This window comes from Sphingobacterium phlebotomi (assembly GCF_008180195.1).
In the GTDB taxonomy this organism is placed as follows: Bacteria; Bacteroidota; Bacteroidia; order Sphingobacteriales; family Sphingobacteriaceae; genus Sphingobacterium; species Sphingobacterium phlebotomi.
The window spans coordinates 189,920-215,389 of sequence record NZ_VTAV01000005.1 but is presented as its reverse complement, the minus strand read 5'-3'; the positions used below and the strand labels follow the sequence as shown (position 1 = coordinate 215,389).

Annotated in this window: 22 protein-coding genes, 1 other RNA gene and 1 riboswitch; of the genes, 10 read left to right on the top strand and 13 right to left on the bottom strand. The window is 42.7% G+C overall.

What is annotated here, in order from left to right:
• Positions 1–13 precede the first annotated feature (13 nt).
• Positions 14–1,207, bottom strand: a complete 1,194-nt coding sequence (locus FXV77_RS10305; protein ID WP_148919145.1) for a radical SAM protein — start codon at positions 1,205–1,207, stop codon at positions 14–16.
• A gap of 303 nt (positions 1,208–1,510) precedes the next feature.
• On the bottom strand, positions 1,511–3,343 hold the full coding sequence (locus tag FXV77_RS10300) for an ABC transporter ATP-binding protein (RefSeq protein WP_148919144.1): 1,833 nt from the start codon (positions 3,341–3,343) through the stop codon (positions 1,511–1,513).
• A gap of 161 nt (positions 3,344–3,504) precedes the next feature.
• On the opposite strand from FXV77_RS10300, the gene FXV77_RS10295 reads away from it, so the two are divergent.
• From FXV77_RS10295 to FXV77_RS10260, 8 genes are all read left to right on the top strand, one after another.
• A complete protein-coding gene (locus FXV77_RS10295) occupies positions 3,505–4,680 on the top strand; it encodes a pyridoxal phosphate-dependent aminotransferase (RefSeq protein WP_148919143.1) in 1,176 nt (391 codons plus the stop codon).
• Between the two features lie 11 nt (positions 4,681–4,691).
• Positions 4,692–5,531 carry a prephenate dehydrogenase gene (locus FXV77_RS10290; protein ID WP_148919142.1) on the top strand — a complete coding sequence of 280 codons (840 nt, stop codon included), beginning with the start codon at positions 4,692–4,694 and terminating at the stop codon, positions 5,529–5,531.
• A 191-nt stretch (positions 5,532–5,722) separates the two neighbouring features.
• Positions 5,723–6,574, top strand: coding sequence for an ATP phosphoribosyltransferase (gene hisG / locus FXV77_RS10285; RefSeq protein WP_148919141.1), 852 nt, complete (start codon positions 5,723–5,725; stop codon positions 6,572–6,574).
• The gene (gene hisD, locus FXV77_RS10280) at positions 6,574–7,857 is read left to right on the top strand and encodes a histidinol dehydrogenase (RefSeq protein WP_148919140.1); all 1,284 of its coding nucleotides are present in this window, start codon (positions 6,574–6,576) and stop codon (positions 7,855–7,857) included. The genes hisG and hisD overlap by 1 nt, the downstream gene beginning before the upstream one ends.
• A 97-nt stretch (positions 7,858–7,954) precedes the next feature.
• Positions 7,955–9,256, top strand: a complete 1,302-nt coding sequence (locus tag FXV77_RS10275) for an NAD(P)/FAD-dependent oxidoreductase (RefSeq protein ID WP_148919139.1) — start codon at positions 7,955–7,957, stop codon at positions 9,254–9,256.
• Positions 9,257–9,329: 73 nt separating this feature from the next.
• Positions 9,330–10,049: a pirin family protein gene (locus tag FXV77_RS10270; RefSeq protein ID WP_148919138.1), complete on the top strand. Its 720-nt coding sequence runs from the start codon at positions 9,330–9,332 to the stop codon at positions 10,047–10,049.
• Positions 10,050–10,081: 32 nt separating this feature from the next.
• Positions 10,082–10,663: a YceI family protein gene (locus tag FXV77_RS10265; protein ID WP_148919137.1), complete on the top strand. Its 582-nt coding sequence runs from the start codon at positions 10,082–10,084 to the stop codon at positions 10,661–10,663.
• Between the two features lie 419 nt (positions 10,664–11,082).
• Positions 11,083–11,832, top strand: coding sequence for an SDR family NAD(P)-dependent oxidoreductase (locus tag FXV77_RS10260; RefSeq protein WP_148919136.1), 750 nt, complete (start codon positions 11,083–11,085; stop codon positions 11,830–11,832).
• A gap of 352 nt (positions 11,833–12,184) precedes the next feature.
• On the opposite strand, the gene ssrA is transcribed toward FXV77_RS10260, so the two are convergent.
• Positions 12,185–12,552, bottom strand: a transfer-messenger RNA (tmRNA) gene (ssrA, locus tag FXV77_RS10255).
• A gap of 97 nt (positions 12,553–12,649) precedes the next feature.
• On the opposite strand from ssrA, the gene FXV77_RS10250 reads away from it, so the two are divergent.
• Positions 12,650–13,486 (top strand): hypothetical protein, encoded by an 837-nt coding sequence (locus FXV77_RS10250; protein ID WP_148919135.1) that lies wholly within the window; start codon positions 12,650–12,652, stop codon positions 13,484–13,486.
• 62 nt (positions 13,487–13,548) lie between these two features.
• Here the strand turns inward: FXV77_RS10250 and FXV77_RS10245 are convergent, their stop codons facing one another.
• The 10 genes from FXV77_RS10245 to FXV77_RS22340 form a co-directional block, all read right to left on the bottom strand.
• Positions 13,549–14,637: an MBL fold metallo-hydrolase gene (locus tag FXV77_RS10245; protein ID WP_148919219.1), complete on the bottom strand. Its 1,089-nt coding sequence runs from the start codon at positions 14,635–14,637 to the stop codon at positions 13,549–13,551.
• Between the two features lie 81 nt (positions 14,638–14,718).
• Positions 14,719–15,429 carry a HesA/MoeB/ThiF family protein gene (locus FXV77_RS10240; protein WP_148919134.1) on the bottom strand — a complete coding sequence of 237 codons (711 nt, stop codon included), beginning with the start codon at positions 15,427–15,429 and terminating at the stop codon, positions 14,719–14,721.
• 9 nt (positions 15,430–15,438) lie between these two features.
• Positions 15,439–16,548: a 2-iminoacetate synthase ThiH gene (gene thiH, locus FXV77_RS10235; RefSeq protein WP_148919133.1), complete on the bottom strand. Its 1,110-nt coding sequence runs from the start codon at positions 16,546–16,548 to the stop codon at positions 15,439–15,441.
• 12 nt (positions 16,549–16,560) lie between these two features.
• The gene (locus FXV77_RS10230) at positions 16,561–17,331 is read right to left on the bottom strand and encodes a thiazole synthase (protein ID WP_148919132.1); all 771 of its coding nucleotides are present in this window, start codon (positions 17,329–17,331) and stop codon (positions 16,561–16,563) included.
• Positions 17,328–17,948, bottom strand: coding sequence for a thiamine phosphate synthase (gene thiE / locus FXV77_RS10225; protein ID WP_246162403.1), 621 nt, complete (start codon positions 17,946–17,948; stop codon positions 17,328–17,330). Before thiE ends, FXV77_RS10230 begins: the two co-directional genes overlap by 4 nt.
• Complete coding sequence (locus FXV77_RS10220; protein ID WP_148919131.1) at positions 17,935–18,543, bottom strand: thiamine phosphate synthase; 609 nt, start codon at positions 18,541–18,543, stop codon at positions 17,935–17,937. The genes thiE and FXV77_RS10220 overlap by 14 nt, the downstream gene beginning before the upstream one ends.
• Complete coding sequence (thiC, locus tag FXV77_RS10215; RefSeq protein ID WP_148919130.1) at positions 18,540–20,354, bottom strand: phosphomethylpyrimidine synthase ThiC; 1,815 nt, start codon at positions 20,352–20,354, stop codon at positions 18,540–18,542. Before thiC ends, FXV77_RS10220 begins: the two co-directional genes overlap by 4 nt.
• Positions 20,355–20,380: 26 nt before the next feature.
• Positions 20,381–20,599, bottom strand: coding sequence for a sulfur carrier protein ThiS (gene thiS, locus FXV77_RS10210; protein ID WP_246162401.1), 219 nt, complete (start codon positions 20,597–20,599; stop codon positions 20,381–20,383).
• A 55-nt stretch (positions 20,600–20,654) separates the two neighbouring features.
• Positions 20,655–20,751, bottom strand: a riboswitch (TPP riboswitch).
• Position 20,752: 1 nt separating this feature from the next.
• Positions 20,753–23,335, bottom strand: coding sequence for a DEAD/DEAH box helicase (locus FXV77_RS10205; protein ID WP_222867770.1), 2,583 nt, complete (start codon positions 23,333–23,335; stop codon positions 20,753–20,755).
• Positions 23,336–23,337: 2 nt separating this feature from the next.
• A complete protein-coding gene (locus tag FXV77_RS22340) occupies positions 23,338–24,117 on the bottom strand; it encodes a hypothetical protein (RefSeq protein WP_222867769.1) in 780 nt (259 codons plus the stop codon).
• 123 nt (positions 24,118–24,240) lie between these two features.
• On the opposite strand from FXV77_RS22340, the gene FXV77_RS10200 reads away from it, so the two are divergent.
• The gene (locus tag FXV77_RS10200) at positions 24,241–25,449 is read left to right on the top strand and encodes a multidrug effflux MFS transporter (RefSeq protein WP_148919129.1); all 1,209 of its coding nucleotides are present in this window, start codon (positions 24,241–24,243) and stop codon (positions 25,447–25,449) included.
• Positions 25,450–25,470 lie beyond the last annotated feature (21 nt).

Below are 25,470 nucleotides of genomic sequence, written 5' to 3'. Positions count from 1 at the left end.
TCTAATCTATCTGTTATTCTACTACGGGTAATGAATAATAATTTGGTTTGTTTGCTTCTTCAAAAACAACATCTTTATAATCCGTCACTATTTTATAAAGTGTGTCGCGTTCAATAGGGTGTCGGTCTACCTGTTTAATAAGCTCCACCAGTTGGCGTGTGCTCATCGCCGGGTGCTGTTCCTCCGCGCCGGCCATCGAATAAATCTTGGTCGTATCGTCCAGCGTGCCGTCTATATCATCCACGCCAAACGCCAAAGACAGTTGTGCTGTATCCCGGGAAATCATCGCCCAATACGCTTTAATATGGTCGAAATTGTCCATATAAATCCGGGCAACGGCATAGTTTCGCAGATCTTCCACAACCGATACCTCTGGAACGTGTGACATCTGATGGCCTTGGTTACGGAATTTTAACGGTATAAATGCTTGGAAGCCTCCCGTCTTGTCCTGCAATTGCCGCAATCGCTCCATATGGTCTACACGATGCCAAAAATCTTCGATATGCCCATATAACATGGTAGCGTTGGTCCGCATTCCTAAGCTATGCGCTTGCTCGTGAATATCCAACCACTGCTCGGCAGTACACTTATCGCCCGCGATTTTCTCCCGAACTTCCGGATGGAAAATTTCCGCCCCGCCCCCAGGCATCGAGTCAAGTCCACATTCCTGCAAATATTTCAAACCATCGTAATGGCTCATTTTTGCTTTCTTGAATATGTAGTAATACTCCACCGGTGTAAGCCCTTTGATATGTAAATCAGGACGATGTGCTTTACATTGCTTAAAAAAATCAGCGTAGAAATCCAGATTCTGTTTTGGCACGACACCGCCTGTGATGTGTACCTCGGTAACAGGCTCATCATCATATTTCCTGATAATGTCCATCATACCTGTAACATCCATTTCCCACCCCTGGTCTCTTTCTTTAATCAAACGGGAATAGGCACAGAACTTACAATCGTACACACATACGTTGGTTGGTTCGATATGAAAGTTTCGGTTGAAGTATGTATAATCACCGTGTTTTTTTTCGCGGATATAGTTTGCTAGCACACCTAAGTATCCCAGTTCTCCACGTTCATATAGTATAACGCCCTCCTCCAAACTTATCCGCTCGCCTTCAAGTACTTTACGAGCAATATGTTTTAAATCTGTATCTAAATTTTTGTCTTGAACTAAAAAATCAAGTTTCTCCGTTGCGTTCATTTCTGCCTCCTAAACAAATTTATGTTCTTTTTTTAGAAAAAAGAACGAAAAAATCGTCGCTTCGGATATTTGAGATAGTGGATAGTACTAAGGATGAGTTTCTACAAACCTCAAACATCCGGATGCGACCTTTAATGTTAATTAGAGGTAGTACAATTGTATTGTTCCCTCTTTAACCCTTAAATGCCACATATAAAATTTTGAAATATGTAGAAATAATATTTACGCAATATCCCCTCCATTCAAAATTTTAAAGTGGCGAGTTTTTTGGTTCTTTTTTACGGAAAAAAAGAACACAAAATACTAATCAATAAACTGCTGCATATCAATCAACCGTTTATATAACCCCTCTTTTGCAATCAAATCGTGATGGTTACCTTGTTCCACAACCCTTCCGTTTTCAATCACCACAATATTATCTGCATTTTGAATCGTACTCAATCGATGGGCAATAACGACGGTCGTTCGATTCTCCATTAATTTATACAAGGAATCCTGCACCAGTTTCTCCGATTCTGTATCTAATGCGGAGGTGGCTTCGTCCAACAACATAATCGGCGGATTCCGTAATACGGCTCTCGCAATGCATATCCGCTGCCGCTGACCGCCTGATAATTTCGCTCCACGATCACCAATATTCGTCTCGTAGCCATCTTCCGTTTTCAAGATAAAATCGTGTGCATTCGCTATACGCGCCGCATGTTCCACTTCTTGCTGCGTCGCATTAGGTTGCGCAAAGGCAATATTATTAAATATCGTATCGTTGAACAACACTGTTTCTTGGTTAACGGTACCGATCAAGGTCCGCAACGATTCCTGTTGAAGGTCACGTACATCAACATCATCCACTAGAATAGCCCCTCCGGTCACATCCATAAACCTTGGGATCAAATCAACCAACGTCGATTTTCCGCCGCCCGATGGTCCTACCAAAGCGACCATCTTTCCTTTTGGAATCTCGATGTTAATATGACGTAAAATCTGCTTCTCGCCATACGCAAAGTCCACATCTTTAAACGCGATCCCACGGTTAAAACTATGTACCGGTTTCGCATCGGGTTTATCTATGACGGCATTAGTTTCATCGATAAGTTCCAACACCCGCTCCCCGGCTGCGATACCATTGTGAATATTAGAAAACGATTCGGTCAACGCCTTCGCCGGCCGCATCACCTGCGAAAAAATGCCGATATAAGCTATAAACTCAGAAGCAGATAACTCTCCTTGCCCAGCTAGCACTAAATTCCCTCCGTATAATAAGATGATAGCAACCATCACTACGCCAAGCAGTTCGGAAACAGGAGAACTCATTTGTTGCCTACGCACCATCCGCCGTAATATCTTCGAATAGCGTTCACTTTCACCATTAAAGCGGTTCTTGACAAAGGGAATAGCATTAAATGCTTTAATAATTTTTACACCCGAAAGTGCCTCGTCCAAATAAGAAATCATATTGGCATACGTCTGCTGTGCCGCTCGCGCCTGTTCACGAAGTTTTTTAACAATTAACGAAATTAAGAACGCGGAAACCGGAATTACTGCCAATGAAAATAGCGTCAATTTTGCAGAAAAGCTAAACAGGACGACAATATATGCAATCAACTGTAAGGGTTCTTTAAACGCTACTTGCAAAGTTGATGTTACGGAAAACTGCACGACTTGTACATCTGAGGCTATTTTGGACATCACGTCGCCCTTCCGGCTATTCGTAAAAAAACCTACATGGAGATCCATCACATTGTTAAAAACCGCTTTTCTTAAATTCAACAATGTGTGTATTCGCAAATTTTCCATAACCCGTTGAGACAAGTATCTAAAGAGATTGCTGATAAACACGGATGTCACAATAACAATACAGACATATTTCAGCGCTTCATAGGGACCAATATCATAATACAGCTTATCTGCAAAATACATAAACCAATCGCCCATATCATAACCCTCTGGTCTTACCGGAGAATTCACAGTGTTCGCATCCGCATTACCTGTCCCCTTAAACAACACCTGCAATAAAGGGGCTAACAAAGCAAGATTAAGTGTACCGAAAACGACCGTAATAATGGTACAGATCATATACGGAACGGCGTATTTCCCGATAGGTTTTGCGAAAGATAACAGTCTAAAGTATGTCTTCATTTACTATAATAAGACTACAAAAGTAAGAAACAAAAGCGTTTTACCTAATCTAAAAGCATCAACATTTCCTTATTGTTGCACTCTTTTGATATTTTCCCGTTAAATGCCGTTTTTTATTGCATTTTATCTGTAAATTAGGCGCTAAATTTCAAATTATTGATATGCATATAGAAGTTGCCCAAAGGCTGCAACACACAGAGGAATACTACTTCTCCAAGAAGTTGCGGGAGATTGACGAGATGAATAAGCGTGGGGCACAGGTGATTAACTTAGGAATCGGGAGTCCCGATTTACCTCCCCATCCGGATGTACTACGTGTTTTAAATGAGGAAGCGAGTAAAAACAATGTACATGGCTATCAAAGCTATAGAGGAGCACCAGTTCTTCGGGAAGCTATGGCCGACTGGTATGCACGCTATTATCGTGTACGTTTAAATCCACAAACGGAAATTCTTCCCCTTATCGGTTCAAAAGAGGGTATCGTGCATATATGTATGACCTATTTACAAGAAGGAGATGAGGTATTAATCCCCAATCCGGGTTACCCGGCCTATACAAGTGCTGTCCGCATAAGTGGAGCAACTGCTGTTTCATACGAATTAAACGCCGAGAACAACTGGCAACCTGATTTTGAGGCGCTGGAAAAACGTGATTTAAGTATGGTAAAAATGATGTGGATTAATTATCCGCACATGCCTACCGGCGCACCCGCTACGATGGATTTATTTGAACGGATTGTAGCTTTTGGCAAAAAGCATCATATATTAATTTGCCATGACAATCCTTACAGCTTTATATTAAATGACAAACCGCTCAGCTTAATGGCCGTGCCAGACGCCAAAGAGGTGGCTATCGAATTAAACTCGTTAAGCAAGTCTTCCAATATGGCAGGATGGCGCATTGGTATGCTCATAGCTGACGAAAATCGTATCAATGAAATTTTGCGATTTAAAAGCAATATGGATTCGGGCATGTTCCTGCCGCTACAATTGGCAGCTGCAACGGCACTTCGATTGGACTCATCCTGGTATTCCGAACTCAATGCGCTATATGCAAAAAGACGGGAAAAGGTTTTCCATATCATGGATATATTGGAATGTGATTATGACCGTTCACAGGTCGGGCTTTTCGTTTGGGCAAAAGTTCCCAACGGATATAACGATGGTTATGCATTAAGCGATGATATTCTACATCAAGCCCATGTATTTATTACACCCGGGGGAATATTCGGTAGCGTAGGCGAACAGTACATCCGCATCAGCCTTTGTGCAAAAGAGGATGTGCTTGACCAAGCGATCGAAAGGATTAAAGAACAAAAAGCGAAGAAGAAGGATTAAAGCACTCAAAAATGAATATAACTATTGTCGGGATCGGATTAATCGGGGGATCTATCGGCATCCGGTTGAAAGAAACCCAATTTGGGAAAAAGATAATCGGTGTAGAAAAAAATGAAGCCAATGCAAAAAAAGCGTTGCAGTTGGGACTTGTCGATGAAATCCAATCATTGGATGATGCCATTGCATCCAGCCGCATTATTATCTTAACTGTTCCAGTGGATGCAATCATGCACATCCTACCAAGTATTTTAGACAAGGTGACCAACCAAGTGGTCATTGATATGGGGTCTACAAAAACAAACATCTTACGCTTGATAGAAGATCACCCTAACCGTGGACGATACATCGCAGCGCATCCGATGGCAGGTACCGAATACTCAGGCCCCGAAGCTGCTATTCCCAATCTTTACAAAGACAAAGTGATGGTCTATGTGGAAGCATTTAAAACCGATGAAGACGCCTTTGAGCTCGCCGATGCGCTGACGGAACAATTGGAAATGAAAACAACGTTTATGACCACCGAGGAACACGACATGCACACAGCTTATGTATCGCATATCTCCCACCTGACTTCCTTTGCATTGGCGTTGACCGTTTTAGAAAAAGAAAAATCACAAGGTCGTATTTTCGAGCTTGCGGGCTCTGGATTCGAATCCACCGTTCGTCTAGCAAAATCTTCTCCCGATATGTGGACCCCTATCTTTAAACAGAATCGTGGTAACGTGTTGGAAGTATTGGAAGAGCATATCAAACAGCTGCAGAATCTATATACAAAATTAGATAAAGAAGATTACGATGGGTTACATAAGCTCATAAAGAAGTCCAATAAAATAAAAAGGATCATCAAATAATTTGCAAAACACATCACAATAGTATACTTTTGTTGCATTATTAATAAAAATGACTTATTTGTTTACACATCACATCCATTTCCATCATCGCCATTTTGGCGATATGTAATGTAATGTGTTTCTACGTGAAGCAAAAACCCCGAGTTATCTTTCTTTTATTTAATAATAGTAAACATTAAAAATCCTACATTTTGAAGAATCTTAAAATCGCTATCCAAAAATCGGGTAGATTAAATGAAAAATCGGTCCAATTGCTTAAAAACTGTGGACTTGATTTTGAAAACTATAAAAGCTCTCTTATCACCACGGTTAATAACTTCAACCTGGAAATCTTATTTCTACGCGACGATGATATCCCCGGTTATGTTGCCCAAGGGATTGCCGATTTAGGTATTGTCGGTGAAAATGTCATTGATGAGTCGCAAGAAAAAGTAACGTATTTACAACGGCTTGGTTTTGGTCGCTGTACGTTAAAGATCGGAATTCCTAAAGATTCCGACATACAGGAACTTAAAGATCTACAGGGCAAAGCGATAGCGACCACCTACCCTAACATCTTACAGGAATTTTTAGCGGAACACAATTTATCAGCGGAGATACGCCAAATCTCAGGTTCTGTGGAGATCGCGCCCGGCTTAGGTTTAAGTGATGCCATCTGCGATATTGTTTCTACAGGTGGCACATTAAAAAGTAACGGACTTAAACCCTTCGCAGATGTACGCCGTTCAGAGGCCATTCTTATCGGTCGCGAGGGATTGGCGGAGAATCCTATTCTATGCGAGCTATTACAGCGAGTACAATCTGTATTACGTGCGAAAGAAACGAAATACGTTGTATTAAACGTGAAAAAAAACAATCTACCGCAAATAACTGCTCTTCTGCCAGGTGTAAAAAGCCCAACAGTAGTGCCTCTTGCAGAAGAAGGTTGGGTTGCCGTTCACACGGTTATTCCCGAAGATGATTTTTGGGATAAAATCAATAAACTGAAAGCCGCAGGCGCACAAGGTATTGTGGTCATGCCTATCGAAAAAATAATACTATAATGTTAAAACAGTATGCATTTAACAGCTTAAGCGCTGCAGATATCGAACAATTGGTTGCGCGCAACACGGATGCCACACATACCATTCAAGATGCTGTATCGCAAATTATCCATGATGTTCGTCAGCGAGGCGACCAATCACTCCAAGAGCTCGCCTCAAAGTTTGACAAAGTAGTCCTTGAAAAGCTTTATTTAGAAAAAGAAGATATTGAAGCATTAGCGACAACTATTACACGCGATCAACAGCGGGCATTGGAAATAGCTTTTCAAAACATCCATAAATTTCACAGTAGCCAGCTCCGTAGAGAACGGGTTGTCGAAACCATGCCGGGAGTAGAATGCTGGCGCGAGATACGTCCGATCGAAAAAGTGGGTTTATATATCCCCGGCGGGTCAGCGGTTTTACCTAGCACCTTGCTGATGCTCGGTATTCCAGCCCGTATTGCAGGATGCAAAGAAATTGTGGTCTGTTCGCCCCCACAGCAAACCGGAAAAATAAACGGTTTTGTTGCCTACTGTCTGCAACTGCTAAAAATTGAAAAAATATACCTCGTGGGCGGTGCCCAAGCCATAGCCGCCATGGCATATGGCACGGAAAGTGTGCCCAAAGTTGATAAGATATTCGGTCCGGGGAATCAGTTTGTCACGAAAGCAAAAAGTATGGTTCAGAGCATGGCAAATGTGAGCATAGATATGCCCGCCGGCCCTTCGGAGGTCTTGGTTGTGGCTGATCATACCGCTCAACCTGCTTTCGTTGCCGCGGATTTACTGGCGCAAGCAGAACACGGACCCGACAGTCAAGCGGTTCTTGTAGCCACATCTGTGGATATTATCCAACGTGTCAACGAAGAGCTTATAAAGCAACTCGACATATTACCCCGTGCAGAAATAGCGAACATGGCGCTTAAAAATTCCTATGCTATTGAGGTGAGTGACTTACACCAGGCACTCGATTTTTCCAATCAGTATGCTCCGGAACATTTAATTTTGGAAACGGACGAATGGAAAAGTTTACTTCCACGCATTACCAATGCGGGATCGGTTTTCCTGGGACACCTCACACCTGAAAGTGCCGGCGACTACGCATCCGGAACCAACCATACGTTACCCACATCAGGCTACGCTCGTTCTTATTCGGGTGTGTCGGTAGACTCCTTTGTCAAAAAGATTACGTTTCAACATATCTCTCGTGACGGACTGCTACAAATTGGCTCTATTGTGGAGACATTGGCAGAGCTAGAAGGATTGCATGCGCATAAAAATGCCATTACGATAAGGAGGTAATATTTCCTATCTTTGCAGCACATTTCCCAAACAAAAGAGCAGAAGGCTTTGTTCTATCTACTGTTAGGTAAATACTTAAACAAACGAACAGCTAAGTATGACAGATACTAAAAAACACATAGTCGTTGTAGGTGGCGGATTTGCCGGAATAAATTTTGTCAAATCCTTAGGAAAAAATCCCGCTTACAAAGTGACCCTGGTAGATATCAATAATTATAATTTCTTTCCTCCATTAATTTACCAAGCAGCGACTGCATTTATCGAAGCGTCGAATATTAGTATGCCTTTCCGTAAAATGTTCAGAAAACACCAGGGATTCTCTTTTCATCTCGGGAAGTTATTGAACATCCATGCGGAAAGCAACTACATTGAAACAGATACCGGCAATCTATCATACGATTATCTCGTGTTAGCTACAGGTACGGAAACCAATTTCTTCGGCATGGATAATGTCAAGAAAAAAGCTTTTCCGATGAAAAACATCACGGATGCATTGGCTATCCGAAATAAGTTGTTACTGAACCTTGAAGATTACATTCAACGGACTGATGATCCAAATCGCGAAGCTTATATGAACATCGTCGTTGCCGGCGGTGGACCTTCTGGCGTGGAAATATCGGGTATGATTGCAGAGCTGAGTGAGCGTATTGTTAAAAAAGAATATCCAGAATTGGTGGGATTAAAACCAACGATCCATCTGGTAGATGCAGGACCAGCTTTATTAGGCCCTATGAGTACCGTCGCTCAGAAAGAAGCGCTTGAAGTTCTAGAAAAACTAGGCGTAGACATCACATTGAACACGGCCGTCAAAGATTATGTGCATGATACGGTCATCCTAGCCAATGGTGCAGAAATAAAAACGAAAACATTAATCTGGACTTCCGGTGTCATTGCCCGTGAATTGCCTGGATTACCCGCTGAAAAATTTGGAAGAGGACGCCGGGTATTGGTCGATCAATTTAACACGGTGCAAGGATACGAAAACGTCTTTGCTATAGGCGACATCTGTTTTCAAGATACGGATCCCAAATTTGCAAACGGCCATCCGCAATTAGCACAGGTCGCTATTCAACAAGGGACATTATTAGGCAAGAACATCATTGCCAAAGATCAAGGACAACGGTTAAGACCATTTTCATATGTGGATAAAGGAAGTATGGCTATCATCGCACGCTACAAAGCTGTCGCCGACTTACCTAAATTTTCTTTTACCGGATTCTTCGCTTGGCTCACGTGGTTGCTCATCCACCTCTTCCCTATCGCGGGCTTCCGCAACAGGTGGAAATTGTTGGGAAACTGGGTATGGTCTTTCTATTCTGCTAACTCCGACCTTCGTCTAATCATTCGAAGTGAACGAAAACGGGATAACAAGGAAGTAAGAACGAATATACATGGTTAATCTTATTTCTTAACATACATCAATAGATTGGACACCGGCTTGCCGTAACTTTGTGTTATTAAAACAGAAAGTTATGGCTAAGACAATCTTACATACAGCAGATTCCCGAGGAAAAGCTGACCACGGCTGGCTAAAGAGCTATCATACATTTAGTTTCGCTTCCTATCATCACCCTGATCGTACACATTTTGGGGCTTTACGCGTACTGAATGACGATCGTGTTGACGGTGGGCAGGGATTTGGCGAACATCCCCATAACAATATGGAAATCATTTCCATCCCCTTAAAAGGGGAATTGAAGCACCGCGATAACATGGGGAACGCAGGCTTCATCAAGCCTGGCGAAATCCAGGTAATGAGTGCCGGTACGGGCATTTATCATTCCGAATTCAATAACAACCCAAATGAAGCTACCGAATTCCTTCAGATATGGGTACTACCCAACAAGCGTAACGTCGAACCGCGCTACGATCAAGCTAAAATCAACTATCGGGAACAGCCCAATCAATTGGAGCAGATACTTTCACCTAGCGCAGAAGATCAAGGTGTCTGGATACACCAAAACGCCTGGTTTCATATCGGTCTTCTCGAAAAGGGAAATAGTACGGAATACACGCTTAAAGATCCTGCAAACAATGGTGTATACATTTTTGTTCTTAACGGTAGTGTAAGAGTTGGTAACCAAATTTTAGACAAACGTGATGGGTATGGACTGTGGCAGACAGAAAGGTTCACGCTGGAAGCAACGGCAAACGCAGAGATATTACTAATGGAAGTCCCAATGGAAATATAATAACAATTAATTATTTAATAAATATCAAGAACATGAAAAAGTTAACTTTATTTTTCGCATTCCTATTCGCATCGATAGGATTGTTTGCCCAGACAACTTGGACGGCAGATCCGTATCATTCTAAATTAGGTTTTACCGTTACCCACTTGGGTATTGCAGATGTTCCCGGGCATTTCAACGCTTACGATGTCTCTATCGTTTCATCTAAAGAAGATTTTAGTGATGCTGCTATCGAACTCACTGTACAGACAAATTCGATAGACACCAGAGTGGAACCTAGAGATAACCACTTAAAAAGTGCTGATTTCTTTGATGCTGAAAAACATCCTACCATGACATTTAAAAGTACATCTATTGAAAAATCTGGAGAAAACACGTATACAATTAAAGGAGATCTCTCCTTACTAGGTGTTACAAAACCGGTTACCATGACGATGAAACATCGGGGAACTACCCAGAATCCGAATGCTGATGGCGCTCCTGTAGCAGGTATTCAAATTACCGGAGCAATAAAACGTTCAGATTTTGGTTTAGGTGCTAAATTTCCAGCACCAATGATCAGTGACGAAGTACAGATCAAAGCGGATGGCGAATTTGGTCATAAAAAGGATTAATGCCATCATCTGACAAAAAAGATGCGGGCTGAATCTCCGGAATGACATACTACAATTATAAAAGATGGTGGTCTTTTTTAGAGACCACCTTCTTTTATAATAAATATCCAATAAATCAGCCACTTCTTTATGTTTTTTCCTGCTTCTTTTATCAAACGAAATACAAGCAATGTTTGGTGTGGCAACTGGTTTATTGCGTGGTCAACCTTCAGAAAAAACTCTTTTTTTATAATTCAATATTAGGATCCGAAGAATCAACCAACAACAGATTATCCGTAAAATCCACTTGTAGTTGACTAAAGGTTGATTCCATAAAAACTTTTATTCATAAACAAATAGCCCAATGCATTGTTGTATCGGATATCGTTGAAGCTATTGACGCAGCCTCTTGATAAAAAACAAATTAAAGTATAACGATTATGGGAAAATTAAACGATAAAGTTGCATTTGTTACAGGTGCAGGGTCTGGAATCGGTAGGGCGATTGCCCTTCTGTATGCCCGGGAAGGGGCTAAGGTTGTGGTTTCAGATATTAATGACGACCACGGAAATACCGTAGTGGAGGAAATCCAACTTACACAGGGAGAAGCGTATTATATCAAAGCTAATACAGCTGTGCATGAGGAGGTTGAAGCTCTTGTGGCGAGAACCGTTGAAAAATATGGCCGCTTAGACATTGCTTGTAACAATGCAGGTATTGGGGGCGAAGCTAATCCTGCTGCAGATATGAGTATTGAAGGTTGGAAAAACATTATTGACATCAACCTAAACGGCGTGTTTTACTGCTGTAAGTATGCTGCAGCTCAAATGTTAAAAAATGGCGGGGGTGCTATCATCAATATGGGTTCTATCCATAGTATCACAGCTGTTCCAAACTCCGTAGGATATGCCGCTTCCAAACATGCCGTTTTGGGTATTACGCGTAATTTTGGTGTAGAATATGCCGCACAAAACATACGTGTTAACGCAATCGGTCCCGGTTATATAGATACGCCTTTGTTAAATCAACTGGATTCAGAACATAAAAAAGCTTTAATCTCCAAACACCCAATTGGACGTTTGGGAACGGCAGATGAAGTGGCAAATTTGGCGCTCTTTCTAAGTTTAGATAGCAGTACTTTTATCAACGGAAGCTACTTTAATGTCGATGGTGGATATACTGCAATTTAATGCAAGTCTTTATACACAAATCGCAAATAGAAACTGAGATGTCGGGCAAAAGGCAAATCTTGTATACTGAGCAGTTGTATATTCATGCTTTAGTGGGTATTTTGGCCATATCGTCTCAAAGTACAATATTAAAGATTAATCTGTGTTCGGTGATATATTGCAATTTACAAAATATACGTAAAACAATCATCGTTCTTCATAAACTATACATAAAACTCTGTGTTAGGAACTTGGAATATTTAAGCGTATTAGGCTGTTTGTGACACAAGCAGCGAATGTCTTTTCAAACTCTCCTATCGGCGTCTCATTTCTCCTAAAAAAATAAAAGCCCAACTTTCGTTGAGCTTCTGTTTTGTGGAGCCGGAGGGATTCGAACCCTCGTCCAAACATAGTATGATTTACGCTTTCTACATGCTTAGTTTCTCTTTTGTTGTCGGGAGAGGGAAGGTGAAAAACCTACCTATACCGTTCTCCGTAGTTGCTGTATCTCGCAAGTGTTTAGCAACATCACACTTGCCAGTTCTATAGTTCGATGCCCCTGATGTTAGACCAAAGAACAGGATCTAACGGGACAAATAGCTATGTTAAGTCTAACTTAAGCAGCTAAGGCGTAGTTTTCTTCGCCAGTTATAAAGTTGAAAGTTCAGATTAAAGTGCTAGACTAACAATGCACTGCATGCTTACATAACCATCGCTATCCTGTCAATTCCAGTCGACCCCATGATTATATAGCTCACAAATTTACGAAAATTTATTTATTTTCTTTATATTTAGAACAAAGAAACGCTTACTTTTAGTTTTACTTAAACATATTTTCATGGCTACAGAAAAAAAATCAAATCCAGAAAATGAGCCGCTTAAAGAAACAGCGGCATCATCGGCAAAACCTACAGAAACCGTAGATAAGACCACTGCTGCTAAGCCAGCTACTGCTAGCAAACCAAAAACAGCACCAAAAACCAATAGTGCAGCGAAGCCTACAGCTACCGCAGCAAGCAAGACGGCACCTGCTAAGCCTGCTACTGCTAGCAAACCAAAAGCTGCTCCGACAACGAAAACCGCAGCGCCAAAAACCAATAGCGCAGCGAAGCCTACAGCTGCCGCAGCAAGTAAGACGGCACCTGCTAAGCCAGCTACCGCTAGCAAACCAAAAGCAGCTTCCGCAACGAAAACCGCAGCACCAAAAACCAATAGTGCAGCGAAGCCTACGGCTGCCGCAGCAAGCAAGACGGCACCTGCTAAGCTAGCTACCGCTAGCAAACCAAAAGCTGCTTCTACAACGAAAACCGCAGCACCAAAAACCGATAATGCACCTAAAGATACCCCTAAGTTAAAAAAGGGTTCTACATCTTCGTCAACGGAAAAAAGTGGACAGAAAAAGCAAAAATCGGCCGACGCTAAGAAGCTCGTAAAAGAGGCTTCTTATAAAAGCGAGGTAAAAGAACAAGTCAAGCCTGGTAAAAAGAAGGAAAAAGATAAAGTGAAAGACAGCAAAAAGACCAAACCAAAATCCAAAAAAACGGCTGATAAGAAAACGAAGATAAAAGACGAAAAACCACTTGGTGGGCTCAAGAAGAAATTAAAAAAGCTTATTGAAGACGTATTAGATAAAAAGGAAAAGAAAGCGACAAAAGGAAAGAAAAAGAAGAAATAGAACTTGCGAGAGTAGCCATTTTTGAAACTTGGCTACTCTCCTATCTGGACCAATCGACAAGGTTACCGAATCCCCTCCCACCAAGCGCTATTCGATGCAATACTGTCCATATAAACCACCTGCCCTATCTGAGGAGTAATGACATCAACGTCGCTTTCCTGCGCCGCTTTGGTAATCCTGATCAGCGGTTCATCCCAAGGGTGGTTCGCAAGCGGAAATTTAGAAGAATGGACAGGAATCACATAAGCCGCTTGTAGTTCCTGTGTTGCTGTGACGACCTCTTCGGGCATCATGTGGATATTATGCCACATCTCATTGTACTGCCCATTTTCCAAAATCGCAAAGTCGAATGGTCCATATTGCTGCCCAATATTTTTAAAATGCTTACCATAACCACTATCTCCACCCAAGAATAATTTTTTAGATCCATTCAGGATGAACGATGACCAAAGTGTCGTATTCCTTTTAAACGTACGACCTGAAAAGTGTCTTGCTGTAGTGGACGTAATCTGCATACCTTCAAGTTCAACGCTATCTCCCCAATATAATTCCGTAATCTGATTGGCCGGGTATCCCCATTTTTCCAAATGGGCACCTACCCCTAGACCAGTGACGATATGTTTAACTTTATGCTTAAGCTTCATAAACGTATTGTAATCCAAATGATCCCAATGATCATGTGTAATAAAAAGTATATCTATTTCCGGCATATCCTGAACCGTGTAGTTATACGTGCTATTGAAGGCACGCACATTAATACGTATAGGTGTAGCGTATTTGCTGAATACAGGGTCTATTAAAATTTTCTTTCCATCCAGTTGGATAAAATACGAGGAATGCCCAAACCATACGTAAAGGTTACTGTCCGCAGGAAGGGTGTGCAAGTCAGTTTTGACGACAGGTATGGAATCCTGCGGTACATTGCGCACTTTTTTGGTAAAGAAGAATGCTCTGATAATATCTCGATAAGTAACTCCTTCTGCTAGTGCCGGCGTAGGTTCTAGGTTATCAAACGCGCCGTTTTGATAATTAGGCTTGCTTTCCATCAGCGCAAGACGATCCCCGGTAGCATTTGCACCGAAGCGATCATGTCGCAGGTATATAAGTCCACCGATAACGATTAGTATAATGAGGACAAGTAGAATCTGCATACTTCGAATTAAAAACTTTTTCATTGATGCAGCCAAAATTAGCGGGAATACACATCATCTAAAAGTCATAATTCGAAGACATCAAAATGTGATTGTCATAAACTGCCAGTCTAATGTATCGATAATAGTAAGCTGGTTGGTTACTATGGATAAGCCCGTAATCATTTTAAGTACCTGCATGGCCATCATTGTACCCACAATTCCCGGTAGCGGGCCTAACACGCCGTGCCGATCACAATTAGGCACATCTTCTGGATTGGGAGCCTCCGGAAACAGATCCCGGAGATTTTTACTCCCCTGAAAGTTAAAAACAGCTACCTGTCCTTCAAAAGCGAAAATGCTGCCATAAACGAGTGGTTTATTTAAAACTACACAGGCATCATTCACGATATAGCGTGTTGTAAAATTATCAGAACCATCTACCACAATATCGTAATCACGGATGACATCCTGTACATTTTCGGCGTCTATTTTTTGACAGATAGGGACGAAAGTGATATGGCTATTAAAATCCCTTATAAAACCAGCAGCGCTCTCCGTCTTGGATTTTCCAACCGTACTTTCGCGATGAATAACCTGCCTGTTGAGGTTATGTATTTCCACTTCGTCAAAGTCAACAACCGCCAGCGTTCCTATGCCGGCAGCCGCTAAATACTGTATGACCGGACTGCCCAATCCGCCTGCGCCGACCACGAGGACCTTGGCATTGCCGATCTTCCGTTGCCCATCTACACCTATCTCTTCCATAAATATCTGTCTGCTATAGCGCTTAAATACGTCGTTTGTCTGCATCTTTTTTTATTACCAATAATTATCCCAATCTTTCATAACGGGCTCATATCCTGCTTGATAAATAACCTTTCGTACTTCGTCCATGCTACGCTCGTCACTGGTTTCGAACTGTTCCAAAGATTGCAGATCCACCACATATCCTCCCGGATTGGTTTTCGATGCCGCACTCATTGTCGTAGCACCCAGCGAAATGATATGGTTTCTAAACCTCTCATTCTCCCGGGTCGAAATGGAAATCTCCAAATCTGCGTTCCAGATCCTATAGGCACAGATCAGCTGCAGCAAATCCCGATCTTCCATGATAAAGTTGGGTTCTATAATACCTTCGGCTGGCCGCAGACGCGGAAAGGAAACGGAATATTTCGTTTGCCAATACGTTTTTTGCAGATAATCGATATGCAGTGCATTGAAGAAACTGTCTACCCGCCAATCTTCTAAACCCAACAAAACGCCCAGACCTATTTTATGTAATCCCGCCTGCCCTATCCTATCGGGTGTATCCAAGCGGAACGCGAAGTTTGATTTTTTCCCTTTTGGGTGATAGCGCTTATACACCTCTTCATGGTAGGTTTCCTGATACACCAATACGGCGTGCACGCCCGCTTGATGCACGGCTTCATACTCCTCTCGCGATAACGGTTGCACTTCAATGGAGATATGTGCAAAATGGGGACGTAACAGCTTTATCGCCTTGAGAAAATAATCTATACCCACTGTTTTATTGGCTTCGCCGCTGACTAAGAGGACATGATTTACACCCATGGCTTTCAGCGCAGCGGCCTCTTGCATAATCTCGATACTGCTCAAGGTTCTGCGTTTGATTTGGTTATCCATGCTAAAACCGCAATACGTACAGATATTCTGACATTCATTGCTAAGATACAGCGGCGCATACAGCTGTATAGTTTTTCCAAATCTCTTTTGGGTAAGTTGTTGCGTGAGCTGTGCCATCTCTTCTAACGAGTCGCTCGCCGCGGGCGATAACAGCACCAGAAAATCATCTATTGTTTTTTTGGTCTTATGAAGACTCCGTTGTACATCCGTTTTACGAGCACTATAGATGCTGTCGAGAACGGAAGTCCAGCTATATTGATGAAATGTTTTTTCAAATGATTGCATTTTCTTCGTTATTTAATCCAGCAAAAAATCCGTCAAAGGGCTTGATGCCACGGCAACCGAATGCCTCGTAGCCAAACCGGCTTCGTAAGCCCTGCGGCCAGCAATGACCGCTTCTTTAAACGCCACGGCCATCGCTGACGGATCCTTTGCGACGGCAATAGCGGTATTGACCAAGACCGCATCTGCGCCGATTTCCATTGCTTTCGCCGCGTCCGAAGGCGCACCGATACCGGCATCGACAACTACAGGAACGTTACTTTGCTCCATAATGATTTCCAGAAAATCTAAGGTCAACAGACCTTTGTTACTACCAATCGGAGCACCCAGCGGCATCACCACGGCTGTACCCGCATCTTCTAATCTTTTGCACAAGACAGGATCGGCATGAATATAAGGCATCACAACAAAACCATCTTTTGCCAATAGTTCGGTAGCCCTGAGCGTCTCTATCGGATCAGGTAGCAAGTATCTTGGATCGGGGTGAATCTCCAATTTCACCCAGTTGGTCTCCAACGCCTCTCGAGCCAGTTGCGCCGCTAAAACAGCCTCTTCGGCATTTCGCGCACCTGAAGTATTCGGTAATAGATTGACGTCGGGAATTTGTAACGCCCGTAGCAAATCATCCGAATCCGATTGTAAATCCACGCGTTTCAAAGCCATAGTTACCAATTCCGATCCGGAACCGCGGACGGCTTCTGTCATCTCAACTAATCTGCCAAATTTCCCTGTTCCTAAAAAAAGCCTAGAGTTAAACGTTTTATCTGCTATAGTTAATGTATTCATCGTAATAGTTTTTTAAAATCAGAAACAAGTATAGGCGTATCGGTTATAGCCTTGGATATAGCGACACCATAAATTCCTTCTTCCAACAAGGATCGGATATCGGTAAGGTCAATCCCTCCGATGGCATAGATGGGTGGAAAATCGATATGATGCTCTTTTAAGTGAAGGATGATCTTCCGATAACCTTCAATTCCCAATATCGGGCTCAGTTTCTCCTTGGTGTTCGTCGTTCGATATGGTCCTAAGCCGATATAGTTACACCCCTCGTCGATTCTTTTTGTAACATCTGCTATCGTATTGGCTGTACCGCCGATAATCTTTCCCTTACCCAAAACATCCCGTGCCTTTTCAATTCCCTCGTCGTCCAATCCCAAATGCACACCATCGGCATCTACCCGTTTGGCGATAGCAATGCTATCATTAATGATGTAGGTTGCTTGATAATCCTGACATCGTTGTCTTACCTGCTCGGCGAGCTTTACGCGCTCTTCATCGGTAGCCGTTTTCCAGCGCAGCTGAATCCAATCCGCTCCGTGATCCAAAGCTTGCAGAATATTATATGCTTGTTCTTTGGCCGTAGTTCCTTGTGATATATATTGTAGTTTACTTCGTATCATGATGAATCTTCGTATGGATGTCTTTATTTATAGTGTCAAATACCTGTACCGGCTGCGGACTGTTCCAAACAGCACCCAATAAGGCTATGGCATCTGCTCCTGCGGTAAAAACCTGGGTATAGTTTTGTTCGTCTATACCGCCTAATCCGACGAGTTGCACATGTGGATTACACCGCAGATGCAACTCGTCCAAAACGGTATGGGTCATACCATATCCTTTTTTCGAGATACTGGAAAAAACCGGAGATAAGAAAGCGTAATCCCATATGGCTGTCAGGGTATTAAAAATGGCTATCGTATGAACCGAAGTGGATAACGTAAACCCCGTCATAAATGCTTCTTGTCTGTTCTGCTTACGGTCTTCTTCCCGTACATGCAAGCGCTCAATCCCCAGTTCGTTTGCTAAGTGAAAATGCGAATGCAACACCACCTGTTTACGATAGTCAGGATCAATAGCGTCCACATAGGCCGCCATCTCCACATCGGTAAGCTGATATTTCCGAATATGGAACAGTGACAGACCTCTGTCGAAGATCGTATTGACAACTGCTGATTCATGCGCTACGGGCTGTTCCGGCGATAGCAACATCATCATAGGTAGATTTCCTTCCCTTGTTCCACAAATTCTTTCGATTTCTCTGCCATTCCCTCTCTGGCCACATCCCTTATCTCTTGTGTGATTTTCATCGAACAGAATTTGGGACCACACATCGAACAGAAATGCGCTACCTTGGCGCCATCTGCGGGGAGGGTCTCATCGTGGAATTCGCGTGCTGTATCGGGATCCAGCGATAAATTGAACTGGTCTTCCCAGCGGAACTCAAACCTCGCCTTGCTCAATGCATTATCCCGATACTGTGCTCCCGGGTGTCCTTTCGCCAAATCAGCTGCATGGGCTGCCAGTTTGTAGGTAATCACACCATCTTTCACATCTTTTTTATTGGGTAGCCCCAGATGTTCCTTCGGCGTCACGTAACATAACATCGCACAACCATACCAGCCGATCATAGCCGCCCCAATAGCGGACGTAATATGATCGTATCCCGGAGCAATATCCGTAGTCAATGGACCTAGCGTATAAAAAGGCGCTTCATCGCACTCCGCCAGCTGTTTATCCATATTCTCCTTAATCATGTGCATCGGTACATGCCCTGGCCCTTCGATCATCACCTGCACATCGTGTTTCCACGCAATCTTAGTCAACTCTCCCAACGTTTCCAGTTCGGCAAACTGGGCCGCATCGTTGGCATCCGCAATGGCGCCTGGGCGTAAGCCATCCCCTAGCGAAAAGGCCACATCATAGCGTTTCATGATCTCGCAGATTTCTTCGAAATGGGTATATAAAAAGTTCTCTTTATGATGAAACAGGCACCATTTTGCCATGATAGATCCCCCGCGGGAAACAATACCCGTCACACGTTCTGCCGTCAAATGGATATACCGCAACAGGACACCAGCATGGATCGTAAAATAGGACACGCCCTGTTCCGCCTGCTCTATTAACGTATCCCTGAATATTTCCCAAGTTAAATCTTCGGCAATGCCTTTTACTTTCTCCAACGCTTGATAAATCGGTACGGTTCCGATCGGCACCGGCGAATTGCGGATAATCCACTCCCTGGTTTCGTGTATATTTTTTCCGGTGGACAGGTCCATAATCGTATCGGCTCCCCATCGACAAGCCCATACGGCTTTTTCCACCTCTTCTTCGATACTTGACGAAACCGCACTGTTGCCGATATTGGCATTTATCTTCACCAAAAAATTGCGCCCGATGATCATGGGTTCACTTTCGGGGTGATTGATATTATTGGGAATAATGGCTCTTCCTGCTGCGATCTCATCGCGTACAAATTCCGGTGTGATTTTCTGTTTCGGCGTGCGGGCACCAAAACTATGTCCATCATGTTGTTGACGCATAGCGGTTGTTGCTGCTTCCAGCTGCTCTATACGCTGGTTTTCCCGAATAGCGATATACTCCATTTCGGGAGTAATCATCCCTTTTTTAGCATAATGTAGCTGCGTTACATTATATCCTTCTTTAGCAACCTTCGGTTTATGGCTATATTCGAAACGTAATTCGTCCAAGCTTTGGTCTTTCAAACGCTCTTTCCCATATTCGGAACTGATATTGTCCAACACTTGTACATCTCCCCTGTCCAATATCCATTGCTCACGAATCCTGGCAAGACCTTTACGGACATCTATTGCTGCATGTTCGTCTGTATAGGGACCGGAAGTGTCGTACACGGTTATTGGCGGATTAATTTCCAACCCTCCTGTACTTAATCTCGTTGGATGTTGCGCAATCTCGCGCATGGCAACCTTAATCGGGAAGAGCTTCCCTTCGACGTAGACCTTTTTGGAATTCGGAAACGGCTTGTGTGTGATTGTTTGCTTGATCATAATATGCTGATTGATAGATGACGGAATTAACCACCTTGTGTGGCCGTGATGATGAGAATGAAATCCCTGTCTCGTAATACAGTAGAGGGCCATTGTGTTTTGGGCACAACTTGGTTATTAACGGCTACGGCAATACCTTTGGATTTCCCCGGAGCTTCCAATTGCATTAACTCCTCCAATGAAGCCGGAGCCTCTCCAAAAAACTTTCGTTGGTGATTGATGATAAGTTCCATTCCTGTTGACATTTTATTCTAATAAATAAAACTTTAGGAATGGCTACGACAATGCGGAATGCATCAGTGAAGACATCTTACTTTTCCCTACGCCAGTATGATCCGGATCAGGTTCAAAGGGTAAAATCTCAGTCTGCTAAACGCAGACACCCCTAAAGTGTGGCACTAAGATAATACTTTTTTTGGAATAAAACCTAAAACTTCCAACAAGTCCTGCTTGGATAGACCATCTAAATAAGATTTATCGGTCTTAATCAACGCTTGCGCCAGCTTATTCTTTTTCTTTTGCAGATACATGATTTTTTCTTCGACCGTGTCCGAACAGATGAGCCGAACGGCCACTACATTTTTCTGCTGACCGATACGATGGCTACGGTCTATCGCCTGATTTTCTACTGCGGGATTCCACCAAGGATCAACAAGATAAACATAATCCGCTTCGGTGAGGTTGAGCCCCACCCCACCCGCTTTCAAACTAATTAGAAATACACGGACATGCTCGTCTGTTTGGAAATGCTTCACCGGAGTTCCTCTATCTTTCGTCTGTCCAGTCAAGTACACAAACGGAATACCTTTACGCTCCAGTTCAACTTTAATCAGGTCCAGCATCGCTACAAACTGCGAAAAAATCAGAATTTTATGTTCTTTGGATTGGCTTTCGATTTGTGCCGTCAGCACTTCAATTTTGATCGCGTTATCACCAGAATGACCTTCTTTAAGCAACACAGGCGAGTTACAAATCTGGCGGAGTTTGGTTAACCCCGTCAATACATGCACACTGTTTTTATGAATTTCGGATTCATCAGTCGCCGATATAAATTCCCGTAACTCTCTTTCATAAGCGTCATAAATCCGGCGTTGCTCCGCATTCATTTCGCAATAAATGATCATTTCCGTTTTTTCGGGCAATTCTTTTGCAACTTGCTTTTTTGTCCGGCGTAGTATAAATGGTCTAACCTTCTCTTGAAGTTCTATAGCACGTTTGCTGTATTCAAATTTATCAATCGGGATGGCGTATGTATCTCTAAAATATTGCTTGCTACCCAGCAATCCCGGACAGGCAAACGACAACTGTCCGTAAAGATCGAATGTATTATTCTCCATAGGTGTTCCTGTCAATACAATTCTATTGCGTGACTGCAACAGCCGGGCAGCTTTGTATCGTTCAGAACTTGGATTCTTGATAGCTTGCGATTCATCCAGAAAGATATAGTTAAAACGGAACGTTTTCAGAAAACGGATATCTGACAGTAACATACCGTAACTGGTCAACACCACTTCATATTGGTCCATCTCCTCAACACCTTTACCCCTTTCCGCTCCGTAATGCAATAATATTTTTACGGACGGTGCAAATTTAGATAATTCTTCCTGCCAGTTGAATAACAAAGAGGTCGGCACAATAACCAGATTCGTTGTATGTCCATATTTTTCCCGTTGCGTTAAGATAAAGGCAATAATTTGCAAGGTTTTTCCTAACCCCATATCATCTGCAAGGCATCCCCCAAAATTAAAGCTATCCAAAAAGTTTAGCCATTTCAATCCTTCCCGTTGATAGTCCCGCAGCTGCGCCTGTAACGTGGTGGGCACCGAAACCGCTGAAAAGCTTTTATGTTCTGCGAATTGTGTTTGATAAGCGAGGATTTCGGTTTGTACTTCCGCGCTCAAGACGTCTTTTTCAAATAACTTTGTTACCTCGGAAAAGTTTATTTTTGGAATTTTCAGCAATTCCTTGTCGATTTCGCCTATTTGAAAATAACGGGAAATTTTGGTTATCCATTCCTCGGGCAATATCCCCTGTGTGCCATCATCCAGCTGCACAAATTTGCTTTTGTTCCGAATGGCTCGGTACACCTGCTTTAAGCTGGCGTTATTTTTCCCAAAACGCACTTTCAATTTGGCGTTAAACCAATCCACACCACTGATCACCTCGATACTTATCTTCGCCCGGTGTGGATTTAGCTTATTACTTTTAAGCTCATGGAAACCCAATATGGTAATTCCTTTTGTCCGCCATACCTCAAAGACTTCCAGAAACCAATCTTCATCCAAAAACTGATCTTTGTGCAAATAGAAATATTCATGTCCTTGCATTTGTTCCCGAAAATCTGCGTGTTGTTGCATCACAACTGACGTAAGACGTTCTTCCGCTTCTTTATCCCGTTCGATTTTGAATTCGTTTCCATTCTGGTCCGTATCTAACAGTTGTTTCTGGGAATAAACCGGAATCTCGATAGCACCGTATTTCATTACCGGTGTTATGGATATATAGTTGCCTTCTTGGTGTAAGTATATAATGGGTTCGGTTTCAAAGTTTTTTTCTGCCAATTGTACCGGAGTAGCAACGCGTACATAGCTATAATCGATATGTAGCAACTCCTCTAATGGTGCCAGTACCGTTTGAAAGAATTCATTATATTTCGAAGCATGCACCAGCAAAATCTCGTTATTCGATTTGAAGAATTTGATCACCCGAAGCATATCCGGACGGTCCACGAAATAGAAAACCTGTTGATGGTAAACGAAATAATCATGCCGAATACCAGTATGCTTAAATGGAAGTGACGTATCGTTAAATTGTAATTCGCCCGTGATCTCGTAAAATGGTTCTTTTTTAAATACCCGCAACCGTATCTCCGCTTTTAGCACTGCTAATTCAACAGGCAACAATGACTTTGCTGTAACCGTTTCTGAAATATCTCGATCGTGATAGTAAACCTCCAAGTCTAGTGGATTCGCAACAATCAACTTTAATGCTTCCCGTTCTGCTTCTGTATGATCTTCACTATAGGTCTGTTGAAAAGTCGTAAGGGCGGTGTAGAATTTGATTTCCTGCGGATCTCCGCTTTCCAGACGAGCTTTATCGGCTCTACATTCGCTATCGGGTTCTTGATTTTGCCGGATTGTGTTATAGCCGCTTCCATCAACAAGAAATTCAATTGTTGGTAATAGCGATGTCTACCGATCACCAATATCTGTTTTTTACCGATATCCTTTGCATTCAAATCTTTTAAAATGGATTGTTGTTTAGGCAGCAGATCTTTTCTGAAAAGCTGTTTATCCATAGGGAGCAATTCTTTGATCCTTGTTTCAACGCGAAGTTTTCCTTCTTGATGGCTCAACTGGAAATAGCTGTCCAAATGAGGTTCATTTTCCAAACCGTAGGATTTCGCGTGCGCCAGCAATGTTTTATGCCGAAGCATCTTATCAAAAAAAATACGGTAGTCCTGTCGTTCCAGAATACCATGGATGATTTCGGCTTGATGTGGACACAACGTACCAGCAGTGTACCCACAAGAACAGGAAGATATAATGGCATTATCCACCTGGGTCACCGCCACATTCGGAAATCCCACCACATTTATTTTCGTGAATACACCAGCATTCAATGCTAATGAAATAGCGGAAATATGTTGAAAATCTCGCTTCCCCATAAAATCTCCACTTGCTGTATGTTTCAGCAACTCAAACACCGAAAGGCTTTCTATGTTTGTATTAGCTAATGTATACTCTTTTGGTAATTCCGTCATGAAATGCAAATGAACTATATTTTAAATAAGTTACCAAATTTTCAGAAAATAGCAGGTAGTTTATCCCATATAATATCTTAATTTTGTGCCGACATTATCCCACGACAAAGAGACATTCCACACATGAATATTAATGCCGTTTCCCGAAAAAAGCGTTTTGCAATATTATTAACATTGGGTCTACTAGCTGCTATCGGTCCATTTTCGATAGATATGTATCTCCCCGCTTTCGAAACTATTGCCTTAAATTTCGAAACAACTATTGAACATATACAGCTTTCGCTGACCTCCTTCTTCATCGGAATTGCTTTCGGTCAACTTATTTATGGTCCGCTGTTGGACAAATTTGGCCGGAAAAAACCTCTTCTTATCGGTCTGGTGATTTATATCGGCGCATCTATATTATGCGCTTATACGAAGGAGCCTAACCATCTTATTTTCTTGCGATTTCTGCAAGCCCTGGGTAGTTGTTCGGGTATGGTAGCCAGTCGGGCGATGGTAAGGGATATTTTTGAACCGCGGGAAGCCGCCAAGGTGTTCAGCATGCTCATGTTGGTGATTGGTATTTCTCCTATTGTGGCACCAAGCGTGGGAGCTTTTGTATTGACCAACTTTGATTGGCATATCATTTTTGTCATACTAGCCATACTCGCCCTTTTAATCTTGTTAAGTGTCATTTTTATCTTACCGGAGACCTACCAGGGCAATAAGGAAATGTCATTACGACCTCGGGATATTATAGCGGACTTCTGGAGCGTTTTTCGAAACCCCACATTTCTTTTATACGCTGCTGTTGGTGGCTTTGCGTCGAGCGGGCTGTATGCATACCTATCTGGCTCGCCGTTTGTACTCCAGCGTTTATTTGGTTTGTCCGAGGCCGAGTATGGAGGAGCATTTGCATTAGTAGCCTCCTCCTTGATTATGGCGACACAGCTTAATCGTGTTTTACTCAATAGATGGGATAGCGAAGGAATTTCCAAAAAAGCAAGCTTTCTCCAAGCGTCTACGGGTATATTGCTTGTACTGATCACCCTAGCCGGCGGAATGAATCTCTATATACTGCTTGGCCTCATATGCCTCTTCCTTTGTAGCCAAGGATTTATCTTTCCGAACACCTCCGCTTTAGCTTTAGCTCCTTTCGGAAGACTTGCGGGTATTGCATCGGCACTTTTGGGTTGTATCCAAATGGCGTTGGGTGCACTGACCTCCGCTTCTGTCAGTTATTTCCACGATGGCTCCATGTTGCCGATGGTCGCTGTTATGTGTGCCAGCGCGACAATTGCTTATCTAATATATTTCTTTGTTGACAAACGTAAGCACAGTACTTCGTAAAAAAGAAACTATTTCTGTCAG